We start from the raw sequence: 17,542 nt of genomic DNA, 5'->3' as shown, positions 1-17,542 counted from the left end.
CTGTTTTTCATCGCGAAAGCGAATACGGGATTTTGCGTAGAATGATCGGACGGGAAATGGTTCGCGGCACTGGAGCGCGCAGCGCCCGAGGCCTCTGGGGCTCGCAAGTTGCAGCAGTGCTCCTCGGGACCACCATCCTCGCGGGGATGCCCATGGAGGCTTCCGCGCAAGCGGCAAAGGCAGGCAAGCGCGCGCCAGTCCCTTCCGCACCCGCTGCTCCCGCTCCGGCTGTCGTTGCGCCGGTCGAGGAAGGCCAGCCGATCCAGACCATCGTGGTGAAGGGCGCCGAGCGCCTCGAAGCGCAGACGGTGCTGTCCTACATCAAGATGCGCGTCGGCCAGAACTACACCAAGGTTTCCGCCGACGCCGCGCTGAAGGACCTCTACGGCACCGAGCTGTTCAAGGACGCGCAGGTTGCGTTCGACAACGGCGTAGTGACGATCACGGTTCAGGAGAACCCGGTCGTCAACCGCATCATCCTTGAAGGCAACAAGCGCATCAAGGACGACAAGATCCTTCCCGAGATCAAGGTCGCGCCGCGCCAGATCTTCACCCGTTCCAAGATTCGCGCTGACGTCGCCCGCATCATCGAGCTGTACAAGCGCCAGGGTCGCTACGCCGCGACCGTCGAGCCGAAGATGGTCTCGCTCGACCAGAACCGTGTCGATATCGTCTTCGAAATCACCGAGGGCGACAAGTCCAAGGTCCGCCAGATCAACATCATCGGCAACGAGCACTTCTCGGCCGGCGAACTGCGCGGCCAGATGGTGACCAAGCAGGCGCGCTTCACCCGTCTGTTCAGCTCGGGCACCAGCTACGACCCCGACCGCATGGCCTTCGACCAGCAGAAGCTGCGCCAGTTCTATCTGACGCAGGGCTATGCCGACTTCCGCGTGGTCTCGGCCGTGGCCGAACTGACGCCGGACAAGAAGGACTTCATCATCACGTACGTGGTTGAGGAAGGTAAGCGCTACAAGTTCGGCGACGTGAAGGTCGAAAGCCAGCTGCGCGACTTCGACGGCGAGAAGATGGCCGGCAACCTGCCCATGCACAAGGGTGACTGGTACAACGCCAAGCAGGTCGAGGACACCATCGACAGTCTGAACGAGACTGCCGGTGCCTTCGGCTATGCTTTCGCCGACGTCCGCCCGCAGTACGATCGCGACAAGGAAAACCTCACCATGGGGCTGACCTTCGTGATCCAGGAGGCGCCGCGCGTCTATGTCGAGAAGATCGACATCAACGGCAACACGCTGACCCAGGACAAGGTGATCCGCCGCGAGTTCCGTCTGGCGGAAGGCGATGCCTTCAACTCGCTGCAGGTCAAGCGTTCGACTAACCGCATCAAGTCGCTCGGCTACTTCCAGGAGAAGTTCGAGGTCGAGCAGAAGCCCGGCAGCGCCGACGACCGCATTCTTCTGGAAGCCAACGTCGAGGAAAAGCCGACCGGCGAACTCCAGCTTTCGGCGGGTTTCTCCAGCCTCGAGAGCTTCATCTTCCAGGCCTCGATCCGGCAGCGCAACTTCCGTGGCCGTGGTCAGACGGTCGGCCTTTCGGGTAGCATCTCGCGCTATTCGAAGAGCGTGGAAGCCAGCTTCGTCGAGCCATACCTGCTGGACAAGAACGTTTCGCTCGGCGTCAATATCTACCGCCGCGACTACAACAGCTTCAATTACTACAACTCCGACCGCAACACGACCTATGAGCAGTCGACCACGGGTATCCAGATCCGTGCAGGCGTGCCGCTTACCGAATATCTGACGGCCGTAGGCAGCTATACGCTGAACTACGATGACGTCAGCCTGGACAAGGACACGTATTACTCCACTCGCGTTAACGGCACGCTGCAGTGCGATCCGCTCTATGCCGGCCGCTATCTGTGCGACGCGATCGGCAAGCGCCTTAGTTCGATCGTCGGCGGCTCGCTGATCTACGATACGCTGGACAACCGCATGCGCCCGACGCGCGGAATTACCGCGTCGGTCAATGTCGATTTCGCGGGTCTGGGCGGCGATGTGAAGTATGCGCGCATCCGCGGCAATGCGTCCAAGTTCTTCAACATGGGGCATGGCTTCATCTTCTCGCTGTCCGCTGAAGGTGGCGCGATCAAGGGGCTGGCGGGGCAGGAAATTCGCCTGACCGACCGCTTCTATCTCGGTCAGCCGCAGTTCCGTGGCTTCGCCATTCGCGGCGTCGGTCCGCGCGTGCTGCGTAAGTATATCACTGATGGCGTGGAATCGACCAAGCGCAGCGATTGGTCGGACGACGCGCTGGGTGGTAACTACTACTACATGGGCCGTGCCGAGATGGAGATTCCGCTGGGCTCGGGTGCGCGTGAAATGGGCCTACGCCCGTCGATCTTCGCCGATGTCGGTGCCGTGTGGGGGACCAAGTTCAACAAGAGCGATCTGACCGATTGCAAGAACGGCTGTATCCCGACCTACAAGGTGAAGGACGCCAACGGCAATGACACGGATACGACGACTACGTCGTCCACAGACTCGAGCGGCCGCCAGCTGACCCCCACCGGCAATTACGCGTACAACTTCAACGAGTATTTCGTTGGCGATACCTGGAAGCCGCGTGTCGCCATCGGCATCGGCGTGAACTGGAACTCGCCTTTCGGCCCGTTCCGCATCGACTTCTCGCGCGTGCTGCTCAAGCAGGACGGCGACGATCCCAAGGCATTCAACTTCAACGTGGGAACCCAGTTCTGATGACTACCAAGACCAAGTTCGTCGCGCTGGCCGCTGGCCTCGCGTTCGCCGCCGTTGCGGCGCAGCCCGCGCTTGCAGCCAAGCCTGCTCCGGCAGCCGCTGCTCCGGCAACCGGCGGTACGATCGTGCAGGGCCTCGGCGTTGCCAGCTTCGATGCGGTGATCGCCAACTCGAACGCGTTCAAGACCGCGGAAACGCAGCGCCAGACCACCTTCAAGGCGCAGTTCGACCAGGCGCAGACCCGGCAGAACGCGCTCAACGCCCAGATCAAGCCGCTGATCGACAAGTTCAACGCCGACCGTCAGGGCGGCAAGGTCACGCAGGCTGCACTTGAACAGCAGGCCGGTTCGATCCAGCAGATCCAGGAGAACGGCAAGGCCGAACTCCAGCGCATCCTGCAGCCGGTCGGCCTGTCGCAGGCTTACGTCAACGAGCAGATCGAAGACAAGCTGAACGATGCGGTCAAGGCAGCGATGACCAAGAAGGGCGTGTCGATCCTGATCTCGCCCGACGCGATTCTCGCGGTCAACGGCGGCGCCTACAACCTCAATCAGGACATCCTGAACGAGCTGAACACGTCGATCCCCTCGGCCCAGCTGGTTCCGCCCGCGGGTTGGGAACCGCGCCAGGTTCGCGAGCAGCGTGCACAGCAGGCTGCCGCTCAGGGCCAGGCTCCGGCCGGCGCCGCCCCGGCGACGCAGCCCTCGGGCCGCTGATCGGACGTCACGGGCATGAGCGATAACGCCGAAGTCGTGTACGACACCGCGAAGATCCTGGCGGCGCTTCCGCACCGCTACCCGATGCTGCTCGTCGACCGCGTGGTCTCGATCTCTGAGGAGGAGATCGAGGCGGTCAAGGCGGTGAGCTTCAACGAGGACTTCTTCCAGGGGCACTTCCCCGGCCGACCGATCATGCCCGGCGTCCTCCAGATCGAGGCGCTGGCGCAGGCTGCGGGCATCCTCGCGATCGAGACCCTCGGCCTCGCCGGGACCGGCAAGCTGGTGTACTTCATGGCGATCGAGGACGCGAAGTTCCGCGCCCCCGTGACCCCCGGGCACCTGCTGACACTGCGCACCGGCTTCGTCCAGAAGCGCTCGCGCGTGTGCAAGTTCTGGGGCAAGGCCTCCATCGACGACAAGGTGACCTGCGAGGTCAACTTCACGGCGATGATCGCGGACGCCTGAGGCTGCTGCCCACCCCGTCCGGCTAGGCAGCAAGCTGCCAAGCTTTCCGGCCCTCCCGCAAGCGGGAGAGCTGTGTTGGCGGGGACCTCTCATTCCCCTCCCGCTCGCGGGAGGGGGCAGGGGTGGGTTTCTTCACCCTTGCATTTCGGCCCGCTTCGCTGTAAGCGCGCCGCTTTCCAAGCCAGGCCGGTCGGAACCGGCCACATGCGAAAGAGATAGACCCATGAAGGCCGATACGCATCCCGACTACCACACCATCACGGTGCAGATGACCGACGGCAGCACCTTCCAGACCCGCTCGACCTGGGGCAAGGAAGGCGACACGCTGGTTCTGGACATCGACCCGACCTCGCACCCGGCATGGACCGGCGGCAAGGCCCAGCTTCAGGACGGTGGCCGCGTGGCCCAGTTCAACAAGCGTTTCGGCGGTCTCACGCTCAAGAAGAACTGATTGGGCGGGGCTTCGCGCTTCCGAACATCAGCTTCACGAAGAAGGCGGTCCCTCGGGCCGCCTTTTTTGTTGCCCGCATAGCGGGCAAAATTTCATTGCCAGTTGCGATTGCCTTTCATGTGCAGGGCTTTAGGGTCGTGAATGTCCACGCGGGGGGGGGGAACGTCCATGCGTGCGGCTGCGTTTCGCAGCCATCCAGCCCGAAAGACCGGAGATACGATATGAAGCGATCCTCCCGCATCCTCGCCGCCTCGGCGGTCCTGCTCTCGCTCGCCGGCGCTGCCGGTGCGGCTGATGACCATACCGGCCACTCCGCAACGACTGCGGCCGCAGCGCCGATGATCCATGCCGACCTGATCGGGCTGGACGGCAAGACCATCGGCATGGTTATGCTGCAGGAAACCCCGGCGGGCGTTCTCGTCAGCGCCGAGGCCAAGGGCATTCCGGCGGGTGAGCACGGCTTCCACTTCCACCAGAAGGGTGTGTGCGACACCGCGACCAAGTTCGACAGTTCGGGCGGCCACTTCACCGGCGGCGATCACCAGCACGGCTACATGGTCGCGACCGGCCCGCATGGCGGTGACATGCCGAATCAGAATGTCGGCGCGGACGGCCTGCTCAAGACGCAGGTGCTGAATGCCGGCGTGACGCTCTCGCCGGGGCCGAAGTCGCTGCTCGACGCGGACGGTTCGGCGCTGGTGATCCACGCAGGCGTGGACGACTACACCAGCCAGCCTTCGGGCAACGCCGGCGGGCGCATCGCCTGCGCGGTGATCGCTGCGGCCAAGTAAAAAGTCCGGGCGGCCTTGGGGATCAGCCCCAGGGCCGCTCGCGATACCATTGCGTGATGACGTACTTGCGGCCCTTGCGCACCTTCATCGCGTGATGAAGCGTCGCCGCGTTACAGCTGCCGTCAGCGCGGCGGTTGTTCCAGCCGATGAGCTTGCCGGTCTCGGGCTGGATCATCTTGTCGATGACCTTGAAGCGAGTCGCGCCCCCGGCCTCGACGTCGTTCAGGTAGATCATGAAGGTCCAGGTCCGCTGGCCGGGAACCTTGCAGTATTTCTCGAAATCGGCGCTGTCGGGCTCGAAATAATCGGTGTGTGCCTTGAACTCCTGCCCGACTTCATAGCGCTGTCCCTGCAGCGGTTCCGCATGGGCAAGGTCGATGCCGGAAAGTCGGGACAGCGCCTGCGCCAGTTCGTCGACTACCGGATAGTCGCGTGACAGGTCGCAGGTCGAACTGGTCCGGAACGCATCGTCTCCGTTGTAGTCGGCGATGGTCGAGGGGCGGTTGTTGGTCTCGATCAGATCGACCAACTGCGCGCAGCGCTCGGCGCTAAGGAACTCGCGCAGGATGAACAGGTCGAGCCGGGACGATGGGAAGCGCTGAACGCCGGGGTGGGATAGCAGTCTTGCAGCCGATGATTCGCCGGGTTCGTCCATGCGCCGACCTTAGCCACGGGCAGGGCGCAGGAAAATCGCGTGCGAGGTGCCGGGCAGGTAAATTTCGCGTCTCCGCATTTTTGCTTTGCAAGAATCCGCGCGCTGTGCAAAAGGCGCGCTCCGCACCGGATGCAGCAGCGTCCGATGCCGGACGCGGCGCCTCTCGAGTGCGCCTGTGGCGATCGTAGCTCAGTTGGTTAGAGCGCCGGTTTGTGGTACCGGAGGTCGTGGGTTCGAACCCCATCGATCGCCCCATTTTCTCCCTTTTACCACAGTGTGATGCTCATAGCGGCATCATGATACCAATGCCCGATTGGCGCATGAAAAGCGCTGTGCTTTGATCTGAGTCACTTGCTCCTTTCAACACGCACTATAGAAGCGCGCCTGTCATGCACGGCTTTGCCAATCCCGCCCGTTTTCTGCGCATCGCCCGCTGGCTGATGCCCCTGTGCATGGGCACGGGACTGGTCGTCGCCTTCGCGGCGCTGGGCTGGGGGCTGTTCGTCGCCCCTGCCGAGCGCCTGCAGGGAGAGACGGTGCGCATCGTCTATCTTCACGTGCCCGCCGCCTGGCTGGGCATGGCCGGGTGGATGGGGATCGCGGGCGCGAGCTTCACCGAACTCGTCTGGCGTCATCCGCTCGCGGCCATCGCGGCGAAGGCCTGCGCGGTGCCGGGCGCGGTTTTTACCGCCGTCTGCTTACTTACAGGTTCGCTGTGGGGGCGTCCTGCGTGGGGGACATGGTGGGTCTGGGACGGACGGCTGACCTCGATGCTGGTGCTGCTGTTCCTCTACTTCGGCTGGATGGCGCTGTCGCAGGCGAGCGAGGCTGCGGACGGCGGCCAGAATCGCGCGCCCGCCATCTTCGGGCTCGTCGGCGCGGTGAACGTGCCGATCATTCATTACTCGGTGATCTGGTGGAACAGCCAGCACCAGCCGCCGAGCATCACCGTGGGCAAGTCCGCGATGTCGGGTGATTTTCTGGTGCCGCTGCTTGCCGCGATGCTCGGTTTCACGCTGATCTTCGCAGGCGTCGTGCTCGCCCGGATGCGTGCGATCCTGGCCGAGCAGCAGGCCGAGGCGCGGCTGCGCAGGAAAGCGCGCGCGGAAGTGGAGGCATTCTGATGCGTGAAGCGATGGACCCATGGACCTTCGTGGTCGCGGCCTATCTAGTCGGCGTCGGCGCGACGCTGGCGATGGTCGCATGGGCGCTGCTTTCGATGCGCCGCGCAGAAAAGCGCCGTGATTCGGCGAGGAACCGCTGATGGCGACGGTCGCCAAGAGCCCGATCAAGGCCAAGCACCAGCGCCTCGTGCTGCTGATCGTCGCGCTGGTCGTGCTCATCGGGGCGGCGTTGCTCGCCGCATGGGCGCTGCGCAATCAGGCGAGCTACTTCTACGTGCCGAGCGAGATCGTCGCCAGGCCGCCCGAGCCCGGCCGCGCCGTGCGCCTTGGCGGCATGGTCGAGAAGGGCTCGCTCAAGACGGCGGCGGACGGAGTGACGATCAATTTCGCCGTGCAGGACGGCAAGGCGCGCGTGCCAGTGACCTTCAAGGGCATCGTCCCCTCTCTCTTCGTCGAGGGATCTGGCGTCGTCGCCGAGGGCAAGATGGGCACGGACGGCACATTCGTCGCCGACAACCTCCTCGCCAAGCATGACGAGAATTACGTGCCCCGCGAGATGCAGGACATGTCCAGGGAACAGGCCCAGAAGGTCATGCAAGAAACCAAATGATCGCTGAACCCAAATGATCGCTGAACTAGGTCTTGCCGCCCTCTGGCTGGCGGCCGCGCTGGCGGCGCTGCAACTCGTTTCCGGTGCGCTGGGGCTGACAGAGCGCGGCGCTGTGCTCGGCGGTGCGGTACGCCCCGTGGCGGTGGTGCAGGGCGGGCTGGCGCTGCTGGCCTTCGCCTGTCTCATCTACGTCTTTTCGGTCACCGATCTGTCGGTGAAGCTGGTCGCGCTCAATTCGCATTCGATGAAGCCGCTGGTGTTCAAGATCGCCGGGGCCTGGGGCAATCACGAGGGCTCTATGCTCTTGTGGGTGACGGTGATGGGTCTTGGCGGCGGCTTCGTGGCGCTCGTCGAGAAGCGGTTGCCCGAACGCACCATGCTGGCGACGCTGGCCGGGCAGGCCTTCGTGAGCCTTGGCTTCTATGCCTTCCTGCTGCTCGCCTCCAACCCGTTCGAGCGGCTTTCGCCGGTGCCGATGGAGGGTAACGGGCTCAACCCGCTGCTGCAGGACCTTGGCCTCGCGTTCCATCCGCCGACGCTCTACCTGGGCTATGTGGGGCTCTCGATCGCGTTCAGTTTCGCTATCGGCGCGCTGGTGACGCGCGAGGTCGGCCCGGCGTTCGCCAAGGCGATGCGCCCGTGGGTACTAGGCGCGTGGATATTCCTCACCGTGGGCATCACCGCCGGTTCGTACTGGGCCTATTACGAACTGGGCTGGGGCGGCTGGTGGTTCTGGGACCCGGTCGAGAACGCCTCGCTGATGCCCTGGCTGGCGGCGACGGCACTGCTCCATTCGTGCGGCGTGCTGGCGGCGCGCAATGCACTGCGCGCCTGGACGATCATGCTGGGCGTGGTCGCGTTCTCGATGTCGATGATCGGCACGTTCCTGGTGCGCTCGGGCATCCTGACGAGCGTGCATGCCTTTGCCGTCGATCCGCAGCGCGGCACGTTCATCCTCGCGCTGCTGGCGATCTACATCGGCGGCGCGCTGGTGCTGTTCGGCCTCCGCGCCGCGACCGTGACCGAGGGCGAGCGCTTCGCCTTCGTCAGCCGCGAGGGCGCACTGGTAGTGAATAACGTGATGCTCTCGGCGATCCTGGGCATCGTGCTGTTCGGCACGCTCTACCCGCTGTTCGCAGAGGCGATGGGAGCCAAGGTCTCGGTCGGGCCGCCGTATTTCAACCCGATGAGCGCGCTGTTCGCGGTGCCTATGCTGGTCGTGCTCATGGTCGGGCCGCTGCTGCGCTGGCGGCGGGACAAGTTCGGGCGCGTCGGCCGCGGGCTGGTGATCCCCGCGATGCTGGTCGTCGCAGGCGGGATCGGCGTGCTGGTTCTGGGCGGTGTCGCGCTGCTGCCCTGGATCGGTCTTGCGCTCTCGGTCGGGCTCGGCTGGGCCAGCCTGCTGCCGCTCAAGGGCCGCAACCTGCGCCGCACACCGCTGCCGATCTGGGGTATGGTGGTGGCGCACTTTGGCATTGCCGTCGCGCTGTTCGGCATGAGCTGCGAGAGCGCCTTCTCGGTCGAGAAGCTGGTCGCCGTGCGCATGGGCGAGGTCACGCAAGTCGGGCCATGGGGCGTCAAGCTCGACACCGTCGAGCCTGTCGCCGGGCCGAACTGGACGGCGATGGAGGCGCGCCTGCTGGTGCGCTACGGTATCGACGGTAAGGTGACGCGCATGCTCCCGCAGTCGCGCAGCTTCTGGGCGCCGCCGCAGCAGACCAGCGAATCGGCGCTGCTGACGCGCTGGAATGGCCAGCTTTACGCCGTGCTCGGCGGCGAGGCGCCCAAGGTCGATGGCGAGAAGCAATCGCGCTGGCAACTGCGCTTGTGGTGGAAGCCTTTCGCGCCGCTGATCTGGATCGGCGGTCTGCTGATCGCGCTGGGCGGCCTGCTGGCGCTGCTGGGCCGGGTGGCGGCCGACGTGCGGCGGATCGTGGCCAAGGACAAGATCGCCTATCGGCGCGAGAAGCAGGGACGATGAGCGATTTACCCGCAAAAGCGCCACGTTGGGCGATCTGGCTGCCGCTGGCGCTGTTCCTCGGCTTCGTGGCGCTGGTGATCGTCGGGCTCTATCGCCCGGCGGACCGCAATGTCGCCTCCGCGCTCGTCGGCAAGTCGATGCCGCAGTTCGATCTGCCTGCCGCCTTGCCGGGACGGCCCGGCCTCGACAGCAAGGTGCTTGCCAACGGCAAGCCGCACCTCGTCAACGTGTTCGCCAGCTGGTGCATTCCCTGCCGCGTCGAGGCGCCGCAACTCGGAGCGCTGGCCAAGGCCGGGGTGCCTATCGAAGGCATCTCGGTGCGCGACACGACCGAGAACCTGCAGGGCTTCCTTCAAACGAACGGCGACCCGTTCCAGCGCATCGGCGCGGACGATGACGGGAAAGTGCAACTGGCGCTCGGCTCGTCCGGCGTTCCGGAGACTTACGTGGTCGATGGCAAGGGCACGATCGTCTACCAGCACATCGGCGAAATTCGGCCCGAGCACCTCGGGCTGCTGCTCGAGAAGCTGAAGGAGGCGGGCCAGTGAAGCGCCTCATCGCTCTCGTCGCTCTCGCATTTGCTTCGCCGGTATTCGCGCAGGAAGAACAGTCCACTGCGCCTTACGCCTACCGACAGCTCGATGATCAGGCGCAGGAAACCAAGGCGCAGGATCTCATGGAGACCTTGCGCTGCCTTCAGTGCCAGGGCCAGTCGATTGCGGATTCGGACGCGCCGATCGCGGGTTCGATGCGCTCGCTGGTGCGTGAGCGGATCAAGGCGGGCGAGACTCCCGAGCAGATCCGCGCCTGGCTGATCGAGCGCTACGGCGACTACGTCAGCTATGCACCGCAGCTCACCGGCCTGACCTGGCCGCTGTTCGCGGTGCCGGGCGTGTTGATCCTCATCGCCTTCCTGCTTCTGCGGCGCCGCTTTTCCGCAAAAGGAGCAGGGCAGTGACCTGGGTTTTCGTGATCGGCCTAGCCGTCCTCGTGCTGGCGGTGCTGCTTTTCGTATTCAAGGTGCCGCGCGGATGCCGCGAGGCGGTGGCTTCGGCGCTGCTGCTCGGCATCGCGGGATACGTGACGCAGGGCTCCCCGAGCTTGGCAGGAGCGCCGAAGGATTCGGCCGAGTCCGTGTCCGCCGACCCCGCCGCGCTGGTCGAAGGCCGCGCCAAGGTCACCAATAGCGGCATCCCGACCAGCAACCGCTGGGTGGTGATCGCCGATGGCCTCGCTCGCAACGGTCAGTATGCCGATGCCGCCGAAGTCCTTCGCGGAGCGATCGAGGATGACCCCAAGAACGCCGACGCCTGGCTGGCGCTGGCCAATTCGCTGGTCGCCCACGCAGACAACATGCTGACGCCGCCCGCGCTCTACGCCTACCAGCGTGCGATCGACGCGGAGCCGGATGCGCCGGGCGCACGATTCTTCCTCGGCCTCGCCTATGCGCGCGAGGGGAGACTCGCCGAGGCGCGTGCCTTGTGGGTGGATGTTGTGAAGACCGCACCCGAGGATGCGCCATGGCGCCTGCCGCTCGCCCAGCAACTGATGCGCCTCGACGCCGCGATCGCGGCGCAAAACGGTCAGGCCCCGACCGAATCGGCGCCCGTTCAGCCCGGCCCGGCCAATCCCTGAACGGAACATTGCCGCCGGGCGCGGGGATTGTAAGTATCGTTGCTTGGCCCCATTCATGCTGCTAACGGCGCAAGCCTGCCGCAGCCGCTCTAGCGTGTCTGCGAGTCCATTACAGGACGCATGAATGAGTGATTCTCCAGCAGACACACCTTACGTTCCTTCGACGGCGGGTGAGTCTCACAGTTCGGGCGGCCATCACGGCCAGGGCTCGGGCAATATCACCAAGCTCGCGCTTGGCGCGGTCGGCGTCGTCTTCGGCGACATCGGCACCAGCCCCCTCTATGCCTTCCGCGAAACCTTCGTCGGCCCGCATCCGCTGGCGATCGACGAACTGCACGTACTCGGCGTCGTCAGCCTGATCTTCTGGTCGATGACGCTGGTGGTGTCGGTGCAGTACGTCGGTGTGCTGATGCGTGCGGACAACAAGGGGCAGGGCGGCAGCCTCGCGCTTGTCGCGCTGATTTCCGGCGCGATCCGCAAGTCTGGCTACGGCCCGCTGGTGGTGCTGCTGGGCGTCTTCGCGACCTCGCTGTTCTACGGCGACTCGATGATTACCCCGGCGGTCTCGGTGCTCTCGGCGGTCGAGGGGCTCACCGTCGTCCAGTCCGACCTCGCGCCCTTCGTGCTGCCGATCGCGCTGGTGCTGCTGATCGCGCTGTTCGTGATCCAGAAGAGCGGCACCGCCAAGATTGGCGCGCTGTTCGCGCCGGTCATGGTGACCTACTTCACCGTGCTCGCGGTGCTGGGCATCTACCATCTGGTCCAGATGCCCGAGGTGCTGGTGGCGCTGAACCCGTGGTACGCGATCCAGTTCTTCCTGACCGACAAGATCCTCGGCTTCCTGGCCCTCGGCTCGGTGGTGCTGGCGGTGACGGGGGCGGAAGCGCTCTATGCGGACATGGGGCACTTCGGGCGCGGGCCGCTGCGCCTTTCGTGGTTCGCTTTCGTGATGCCCTGCCTGCTCATCAACTACTTCGGGCAGGCGGCGATGATCCTCGGCCTCGACGACGCGCAGGCGGCGGTCGCGATGGAGAACCCGTTCTTCAACCTCGCCCCCGAATCGCTGCGCCTGCCGCTGGTGATCCTGGCGACCTGCGCCACCTTCATCGCCAGCCAGGCGGTGATCTCGGGCGCGTTCTCGATCACCCATCAGGCGATGCAACTGGGCTTCATCCCCCGCCTTTCCACCCGCCACACCAGCGAGCACGAGGCGGGACAGATCTACATCCCCTTCGTCAACTGGGCGCTGATGACCGGCGTGATCGTGCTGGTCCTGGTGTTCCAGAACTCGTCGAACCTCGCCTCGGCCTACGGCATCGCGGTGACCGGGGCGATGCTGATCGACACCTGCCTGATGGCGGTGATGCTGCTGGTCGTGTGGAAATGGCACAAGGCCCTGGCGATCCCGGTGATCGTCACGTTCTTCGTGGTCGACGGCGCCTATTTCGCCGCCAACGCCACCAAGATCCCCGACGGCGGTTGGTTCCCGCTGATGATCGGCGGCATCGCCTTCACGCTGCTGACGACGTGGAACAAGGGCCGCCGCCTGATGCGCGACCGCATGACCGAGGCCGCGCTGCCGCTCAACGTCTTCGCTAAGAGCGCCCACGGCAGCGCCGCGCGGGTGCCGGGCACGGCGATCTTCATGGCCTCCAGCAACATGGGTGTGCCTTCGGCGCTGCTCCACAACATCAAGCACAACAAGGTGCTGCACGAGCGCGTCGTTGTGCTGACGGTGGAAGTGCAGGACGGCCCCTATGTGGAGCCGGAGGATCGCTTCACCGTCGTCGATCTGGGGCAGGGCTTCTACCGGTTGACGCTGCGCTACGGCTTCATGGAGGAGACCGACATTCCCGCCGCGCTGGCCCATGCGCCGATGTGCGGCGGCCCGTTCGAGATGATGAAGACCAGCTTCTTCCTCTCGCGCCAGACATTGGTACCCTCGGAGAAGCCCGGCATGGCGATCTGGCGCGAAAAGCTGTTCGCGTGGATGATGCGCAATGCGGCGAGCGCAATGGAATTCTTCCGCCTCCCGACGAACCGCGTGGTGGAACTGGGCAGCCAGCTGGAGATTTGATGCGTCGACTTCGGCGCCCAACCGCATCGATTGTGGCGCCGATCTGTCCTTGTCCTGTCTTGGCAACGTGTTAGCCTGAAATCTCCGGACAAGGAGATCAGGCATGGTGGCGGTTGCTCTGGCAGTTCTGATGGCGGTGGCGGCGCCTCCTGCGGTCCCTCCGCCGCCGGTCGTCGCCGATGAATTCCGCCGTTCGAGCGAACGCGGCCTTGCCGCCTGGACGCCCGGGGACGTGCGCTGCGATGGCGGCGCTCTCGTCTCCGGCGCGCCGCTGCGCCGGCCGCTCAACACCATCGGCTGGCGCGGGCCGAACGCGCAGCAGTCGGTGACGCTGCGTTTCGACATCGACGCCAGTGGCCGACCGGTCTCGATCACGCGCGGGGATGCCCGCTTCGTGCCCAACGACGACATCGCGCCCGCGCTCGCCGCCAGCCGGTTCCCGGCCAGAGCGCACAGTGCATGCTCGGTGACGTATGCGGTCGCGGTCGCGCCTTTCGCCACCGCCGCAGTGCCCGATCTGGTGTCCTACACGGTGACGCCGCTGAACGGACGGCTGCCGATGCCGGGCTGGGAGCGCATCCGCGAAGGCAGCAACTGCGCCGACGCCCCACGCCCGCAGCCTCTGGTGCGCGCGCTCCCCGACTTCGCCAAGCTCCCTGGCACCCCCGGCATGAAGGAATGGGCGCTGGTGACGTACGACACCGATGCGGGCGGCAAGCCGGTGAACGTGCGGATCGGCACCGGCACCGGCAACAAGGCGCTCGATGCGGCGGCGGTCAAGGCGATGCGCGAATCGCGCTTCACCGGCGGTGCGCGCAAGGGGTGTTCCTATCCCTACTGGCGCCAGCCCGAAGTGCTCCCCGCGCCGCCGATGCCGGAAAAGAGCGCGTTTCCCGCAGGCGACAAGTGCCCGGCCGGGCAGGACTGGGCGAGCCAGCCGGTGCTGCGCTTCCCGCAGGCCTACAACCGCCGCCGGATCGAGGGCTGGGCGGTCGTCAGCTACGACATCGCGCCGTGGGGGGCGGTGGGCAATGCCAAGGTGCTGGCCGCGCAGCCTTCTGACGATTTCGGGCGGCAGGCGCTGCAGGTGATCCAGTCGGCGAAGGCGGCGCCCTCGCAGGAAGGCCGCAGCGGCTGCATCGAACGCATCCGTTTCGCGATCCATCCAGACGCGGGGGACAGCGACGACACACCCGACCCGGTCATCCTCGGCGGCTGAGCGGATATCCGGAGATGCCGATTCCACGCTTCGGTCGGAGGGACATCTGACGATACTTGTCATCCCTCTTGCACCTAGCAGTCTGATAAAGCACACTTTTGCTTGTCAGAGCCCAGAGGGGAAACCATGCGTATTTGTCTGATGGCTGCCGGAGCGGCCGTTTTCCTGCCGTCGATGGCTCAAGCCGCCACTTGCGAGGAGAGCTTTGCCAAGGCCGGCTCGATCATCAGCGGCCAGCGTTTCACCGCCAGCGTGACCGTGCCCGCGCTGACCCCGGCCAGCGCCATCGGGCAGATGCGCGGCATCGTCGCGGGCAAGGGTTATGATGTTCTTGTGGCAGAGCCTGAGGACGGTTCCATGCTGATCGAGCAGCCGCAGACCGGCAAGGCGCGGGCCTTCCCGATCACCATCACCGCGACCAGCAGCGGCGGGCAGGGTACGGTGCAGATGGAGGCCAAGCTGCGTGCGGGGCAGACCGTTCCCGCCGATGCCGCCAAGACCGAGATGTGCGAGATGCTGGGCGGTCTCAAGGGCGGGAAGGCAGGCCTTGCCGCAGCGGCGAGCGGCATGAAAGCGGTCAGCACCGCGCCGCCGCTGGAGATGGACGCACTGTCGCTCTCGCAGCAGATCTCCAAGGATACCGAGCGCAATGCGGCGGCGATCCCGCTGCGCTATCAGGGCAAGACCTTCATCATCAAGGGCATGGTCGATCTGGTGACCAAGGATCGCGGCGAATACATCGTCACGTACAAGATCCCGCACCCCTACCAGCAGGGGATCCGTCTTCCGGGTCAGGCGGCGTTCAAGACCGACATCGCCTGCGTCATGGCCAAGGGGCAGGCTGCATTCGCGCTCCAGCTCAAGCCGGGCAAGAGCATCCGGATGAGCGGCGTGTATCAGAATTTCAGCCCCACCGATCACATCCTGCTGCTCGAGAACTGCCGTTCGGCCAGCTGAGGCTCGGCGGCTGACGGGGGCTTAACGGCAGAAGCTGGCCCCGTCGGCTTCCAGGTGGAAGTGGTTTTCATGGGCTGCGTTGTATTGCGGCCCCAGCGTGGTGCCGAAGCGCTTGCAGGCGCTGTCATGCACCACGCGCAGGAAGCGGCGCTCGGCAGGCGTGCCGCCGTTCCAGTCGCCCAGTACGGTGATCCGCCGCCCGTCGCCCAGCACGAAGCCCGAGACGTCGATTGCATTGGCGCTGGCATGGCCGGACCGGCGTGCGGTGCCCGCGACGTTGCGGCACGAATAGCTGCCAAACGTCTCGATCTTCACCAGCCTGCTGCCCAGGATCTGCTGCGCCGCGCGGTCCACGCCGTAGCGTGCCCATCCGGCGAACTTGGTCGACGTAGCGCATGTCACGGGGCCGAGGCCGGTGACGGTGATCGTGGCGCTGTCGGTGTTGAGCGCGGCCAGCTTCACCGTGCCCACGGTGGAGCAGGCGTGGCCGTACCAGCGGTCCTCTACCAGCGTGAACACCGCCTGCTGCGCGCTCAGCGTGGCAAGGCACTGGCGCAGGTCCGCGCTTGGCGGTGCAGGACGGGGGCGAGTCGCGGTGCGACTCGGCTGCTGCTTCGAAGGCGCCGGACGGTCGATGCACCCGCTCAGCACGGCGAGCAGGGGGAGGGTGAACAAAATTCTGCGCATGGGTCCAAGCTCTTGGGGGCAGTGCCTTAACCTGCGCTTATCCGTGCCTTACACGGCGGCAGGGCGCCATATGCATGCGACCGTTTTGCACAGTGAACTGGCCTGCAAGACGATTGACATCCCCGTAGGTGCCACTAGGAGCGGCTCCGGGCCACGCGGTCCCAACGCCGCGCGTGCTCTCTGTAAGGAGAGTCAGAAATGACTGATTTGATTGCCGTTCCCGCGCGTAAGCCTGCTCGTCCGCAGTTCTCTTCCGGACCTTGCGCCAAGCCGCCCGGCTATTCCCCCGAAAAGCTCGCCACCGAATCGCTGGGTCGTTCGCACCGTGCGAAGATCGGCAAGACTCGCCTCGCCTACTGCATCGACCTGATGCGCGAAGTGCTGCAGCTGCCGGATACCCACCGCATCGGCATCGTCCCCGGTTCAGACACCGGCGCCTTCGAGATGGCCATGTGGACCATGCTCGGCCAGCGCGCGGTGACCACGGTTGCGTGGGAAAGCTTCGGCGAAGGCTGGGTGACGGACGCTGCCAAGCAGCTCAAGCTCGATCCCACCGTGATCCGCGCCGACTACGGCCAGCTTCCCGACCTCACCCAGATCGATTTCAGCACCGATGTGCTGTTCACCTGGAACGGCACCACCTCGGGCGTGCGCGTCCCGAACGCAGACTTCATCCCCGACGACCGCGAGGGCCTGACCTTCGCCGACTCGACCTCGGCGGTGTTCGCCTACGACATCGACTGGTCGAAGATCGACGTCGCCACCTTCTCCTGGCAGAAGGTTCTGGGCGGCGAGGGCGGTCACGGCGTCCTCATCCTCGGCCCCCGCGCGGTCGAGCGTCTGGAAACCTACACCCCGGCATGGCCGCTTCCCAAGGTGTTCCGCCTCGTCTCGAAGGGCAAGCTCGCTGAGGGGGTGTTCAAGGGCGAGACGATCAACACTCCCTCGATGCTCGCCGTCGAGGACGCGATCTTCGCGCTGGAATGGTCGAAGTCGCTGGGCGGTCTCGAAGGCCTGAAGGCCCGTTCGGACGCCAACGCCGCTGCGCTGGGCAAGATCGTCGCCGAGCGCGACTGGCTCGGCCACCTCGCGGTGGACGAGGCGACCCGCTCGAAGACCTCGGTCTGCCTGACCGTCGAAGGCGCCGACGCCGACTTCATCAAGAAGTTCGCCGCCCTGCTCGAAAAGCAGGACGCCGCCTACGACGTCGCCGGATACCGCGATGCCCCTGCGGGCCTGCGCATCTGGTGCGGCGCCACCGTCGACACCCAGGACATCGAGGATCTCGGTCCCTGGCTCGACTGGGCCTATGCCACCGTCAAGGCCGAGCAGGTCGCAGCGTAAGAACACCGTCGTCATTCCCGCGAAGGCGGGAACCCAGCTGATGACGGTGCAACCTGAAACAGCATCAGTTGGGTCCCCGCCTTCGCGGGGATGACGAGGATCTTGCTGCG

Annotated in this window: 18 protein-coding genes and 1 tRNA gene; 17 read left to right on the top strand and 2 right to left on the bottom strand. The window is 65.4% G+C overall.

The features are described from left to right. Nucleotides 1-41 precede the first annotated feature (41 nt). The 5 genes from bamA to QRN25_RS06390 all read left to right on the top strand — a co-directional run bounded on the left by bamA (nucleotide 42) and on the right by QRN25_RS06390 (nucleotide 5,143). Nucleotides 42-2,717 (top strand): outer membrane protein assembly factor BamA, encoded by a 2,676-nt coding sequence (gene bamA / locus QRN25_RS06410; protein WP_285018056.1) that lies wholly within the window; start codon nucleotides 42-44, stop codon nucleotides 2,715-2,717. Next, a complete protein-coding gene (locus QRN25_RS06405) occupies nucleotides 2,717-3,433 on the top strand; it encodes an OmpH family outer membrane protein (RefSeq protein WP_271181713.1) in 717 nt (238 codons plus the stop codon). The genes bamA and QRN25_RS06405 overlap by 1 nt, the downstream gene beginning before the upstream one ends. Before the next feature lie 15 nt (nucleotides 3,434-3,448). Next, a complete protein-coding gene (fabZ, locus tag QRN25_RS06400) occupies nucleotides 3,449-3,901 on the top strand; it encodes a 3-hydroxyacyl-ACP dehydratase FabZ (protein WP_271181712.1) in 453 nt (150 codons plus the stop codon). A gap of 223 nt (nucleotides 3,902-4,124) precedes the next feature. Beyond that, on the top strand, nucleotides 4,125-4,352 hold the full coding sequence (gene rpmE / locus QRN25_RS06395) for a 50S ribosomal protein L31 (protein ID WP_008830262.1): 228 nt from the start codon (nucleotides 4,125-4,127) through the stop codon (nucleotides 4,350-4,352). 221 nt (nucleotides 4,353-4,573) lie between these two features. Beyond that, the gene (locus QRN25_RS06390) at nucleotides 4,574-5,143 is read left to right on the top strand and encodes a superoxide dismutase family protein (protein WP_285018055.1); all 570 of its coding nucleotides are present in this window, start codon (nucleotides 4,574-4,576) and stop codon (nucleotides 5,141-5,143) included. Between the two features lie 22 nt (nucleotides 5,144-5,165). Here the strand turns inward: QRN25_RS06390 and QRN25_RS06385 are convergent, their stop codons facing one another. After that, nucleotides 5,166-5,798, bottom strand: coding sequence for a prolyl hydroxylase family protein (locus QRN25_RS06385; protein ID WP_008830264.1), 633 nt, complete (start codon nucleotides 5,796-5,798; stop codon nucleotides 5,166-5,168). 178 nt (nucleotides 5,799-5,976) lie between these two features. Here QRN25_RS06385 and QRN25_RS06380 point away from each other — a divergent pair. The 11 genes from QRN25_RS06380 (at nucleotide 5,977) to QRN25_RS06330 (ending at nucleotide 15,401) form a co-directional block, all read left to right on the top strand. Continuing rightward, nucleotides 5,977-6,053 (top strand) — tRNA-His (locus QRN25_RS06380). Between the two features lie 134 nt (nucleotides 6,054-6,187). Continuing rightward, on the top strand, nucleotides 6,188-6,922 hold the full coding sequence (gene ccmC, locus QRN25_RS06375; RefSeq protein WP_008830265.1) for a heme ABC transporter permease CcmC: 735 nt from the start codon (nucleotides 6,188-6,190) through the stop codon (nucleotides 6,920-6,922). Then, on the top strand, nucleotides 6,922-7,062 hold the full coding sequence (locus QRN25_RS06370; RefSeq protein WP_285018054.1) for a hypothetical protein: 141 nt from the start codon (nucleotides 6,922-6,924) through the stop codon (nucleotides 7,060-7,062). The genes ccmC and QRN25_RS06370 overlap by 1 nt, the downstream gene beginning before the upstream one ends. Next, nucleotides 7,062-7,532 carry a cytochrome c maturation protein CcmE gene (ccmE, locus tag QRN25_RS06365; protein WP_008830267.1) on the top strand — a complete coding sequence of 157 codons (471 nt, stop codon included), beginning with the start codon at nucleotides 7,062-7,064 and terminating at the stop codon, nucleotides 7,530-7,532. Before QRN25_RS06370 ends, ccmE begins: the two co-directional genes overlap by 1 nt. Before the next feature lie 13 nt (nucleotides 7,533-7,545). After that, nucleotides 7,546-9,513, top strand: coding sequence for a heme lyase CcmF/NrfE family subunit (locus QRN25_RS06360; RefSeq protein ID WP_285018053.1), 1,968 nt, complete (start codon nucleotides 7,546-7,548; stop codon nucleotides 9,511-9,513). Next, nucleotides 9,510-10,061 (top strand): DsbE family thiol:disulfide interchange protein, encoded by a 552-nt coding sequence (locus QRN25_RS06355; protein WP_069707485.1) that lies wholly within the window; start codon nucleotides 9,510-9,512, stop codon nucleotides 10,059-10,061. The genes QRN25_RS06360 and QRN25_RS06355 overlap by 4 nt, the downstream gene beginning before the upstream one ends. After that, complete coding sequence (locus QRN25_RS06350; protein WP_285018052.1) at nucleotides 10,058-10,471, top strand: cytochrome c-type biogenesis protein; 414 nt, start codon at nucleotides 10,058-10,060, stop codon at nucleotides 10,469-10,471. The genes QRN25_RS06355 and QRN25_RS06350 overlap by 4 nt, the downstream gene beginning before the upstream one ends. Further along, nucleotides 10,468-11,148, top strand: coding sequence for a tetratricopeptide repeat protein (locus QRN25_RS06345; protein WP_285018051.1), 681 nt, complete (start codon nucleotides 10,468-10,470; stop codon nucleotides 11,146-11,148). Before QRN25_RS06350 ends, QRN25_RS06345 begins: the two co-directional genes overlap by 4 nt. A gap of 124 nt (nucleotides 11,149-11,272) precedes the next feature. Then, nucleotides 11,273-13,225, top strand: coding sequence for a potassium transporter Kup (locus tag QRN25_RS06340; protein WP_036522556.1), 1,953 nt, complete (start codon nucleotides 11,273-11,275; stop codon nucleotides 13,223-13,225). Nucleotides 13,226-13,328: 103 nt separating this feature from the next. Continuing rightward, nucleotides 13,329-14,444 (top strand): TonB family protein, encoded by a 1,116-nt coding sequence (locus QRN25_RS06335; RefSeq protein WP_285018050.1) that lies wholly within the window; start codon nucleotides 13,329-13,331, stop codon nucleotides 14,442-14,444. A gap of 126 nt (nucleotides 14,445-14,570) precedes the next feature. Then, nucleotides 14,571-15,401, top strand: a complete 831-nt coding sequence (locus QRN25_RS06330) for a hypothetical protein (RefSeq protein WP_285018049.1) — start codon at nucleotides 14,571-14,573, stop codon at nucleotides 15,399-15,401. Between the two features lie 21 nt (nucleotides 15,402-15,422). Here the strand turns inward: QRN25_RS06330 and QRN25_RS06325 are convergent, their stop codons facing one another. Then, nucleotides 15,423-16,088, bottom strand: coding sequence for an extensin-like domain-containing protein (locus QRN25_RS06325; protein ID WP_285018048.1), 666 nt, complete (start codon nucleotides 16,086-16,088; stop codon nucleotides 15,423-15,425). 198 nt (nucleotides 16,089-16,286) lie between these two features. Between QRN25_RS06325 and QRN25_RS06320 the strand changes: the two genes are divergently transcribed. Next, nucleotides 16,287-17,432, top strand: a complete 1,146-nt coding sequence (locus tag QRN25_RS06320; RefSeq protein WP_285018047.1) for a phosphoserine transaminase — start codon at nucleotides 16,287-16,289, stop codon at nucleotides 17,430-17,432. Nucleotides 17,433-17,542 lie beyond the last annotated feature (110 nt).

This window comes from Novosphingobium sp. fls2-241-R2A-195, from assembly GCF_030209485.1.
Classification (GTDB): domain Bacteria; phylum Pseudomonadota; class Alphaproteobacteria; order Sphingomonadales; family Sphingomonadaceae; genus Novosphingobium; species Novosphingobium resinovorum.
The sequence above is the reverse complement of the archived record's forward strand: the minus strand, read 5'-3'. Positions and strand labels throughout refer to the sequence as shown.

What these genes read in the sequence shown, in the direction of transcription:
- QRN25_RS06405 (WP_271181713.1), top strand. Translation starts at nt 2,717, where the DNA reads ATGACTACCAAGACCAAGTTCGTCGCGCTGGCCGCTGGCCTCGCGTTC.
- ccmE (WP_008830267.1), top strand. Translation starts at nt 7,062, where the DNA reads ATGGCGACGGTCGCCAAGAGCCCGATCAAGGCCAAGCACCAGCGCCTC.
- QRN25_RS06370 (WP_285018054.1), top strand. Translation starts at nt 6,922, where the DNA reads ATGCGTGAAGCGATGGACCCATGGACCTTCGTGGTCGCGGCCTATCTA.
- fabZ (WP_271181712.1), top strand. Translation starts at nt 3,449, where the DNA reads ATGAGCGATAACGCCGAAGTCGTGTACGACACCGCGAAGATCCTGGCG.
- QRN25_RS06390 (WP_285018055.1), top strand. Translation starts at nt 4,574, where the DNA reads ATGAAGCGATCCTCCCGCATCCTCGCCGCCTCGGCGGTCCTGCTCTCG.
- QRN25_RS06355 (WP_069707485.1), top strand. Translation starts at nt 9,510, where the DNA reads ATGAGCGATTTACCCGCAAAAGCGCCACGTTGGGCGATCTGGCTGCCG.
- QRN25_RS06360 (WP_285018053.1), top strand. Translation starts at nt 7,546, where the DNA reads ATGATCGCTGAACTAGGTCTTGCCGCCCTCTGGCTGGCGGCCGCGCTG.
- rpmE (WP_008830262.1), top strand. Translation starts at nt 4,125, where the DNA reads ATGAAGGCCGATACGCATCCCGACTACCACACCATCACGGTGCAGATG.
- QRN25_RS06325 (WP_285018048.1), bottom strand. Translation starts at nt 16,088, where the DNA reads ATGCGCAGAATTTTGTTCACCCTCCCCCTGCTCGCCGTGCTGAGCGGG.
- QRN25_RS06335 (WP_285018050.1), top strand. Translation starts at nt 13,329, where the DNA reads ATGGTGGCGGTTGCTCTGGCAGTTCTGATGGCGGTGGCGGCGCCTCCT.
- QRN25_RS06330 (WP_285018049.1), top strand. Translation starts at nt 14,571, where the DNA reads ATGCGTATTTGTCTGATGGCTGCCGGAGCGGCCGTTTTCCTGCCGTCG.
- ccmC (WP_008830265.1), top strand. Translation starts at nt 6,188, where the DNA reads ATGCACGGCTTTGCCAATCCCGCCCGTTTTCTGCGCATCGCCCGCTGG.
- QRN25_RS06340 (WP_036522556.1), top strand. Translation starts at nt 11,273, where the DNA reads ATGAGTGATTCTCCAGCAGACACACCTTACGTTCCTTCGACGGCGGGT.
- QRN25_RS06320 (WP_285018047.1), top strand. Translation starts at nt 16,287, where the DNA reads ATGACTGATTTGATTGCCGTTCCCGCGCGTAAGCCTGCTCGTCCGCAG.
- QRN25_RS06385 (WP_008830264.1), bottom strand. Translation starts at nt 5,798, where the DNA reads ATGGACGAACCCGGCGAATCATCGGCTGCAAGACTGCTATCCCACCCC.
- bamA (WP_285018056.1), top strand. Translation starts at nt 42, where the DNA reads ATGATCGGACGGGAAATGGTTCGCGGCACTGGAGCGCGCAGCGCCCGA.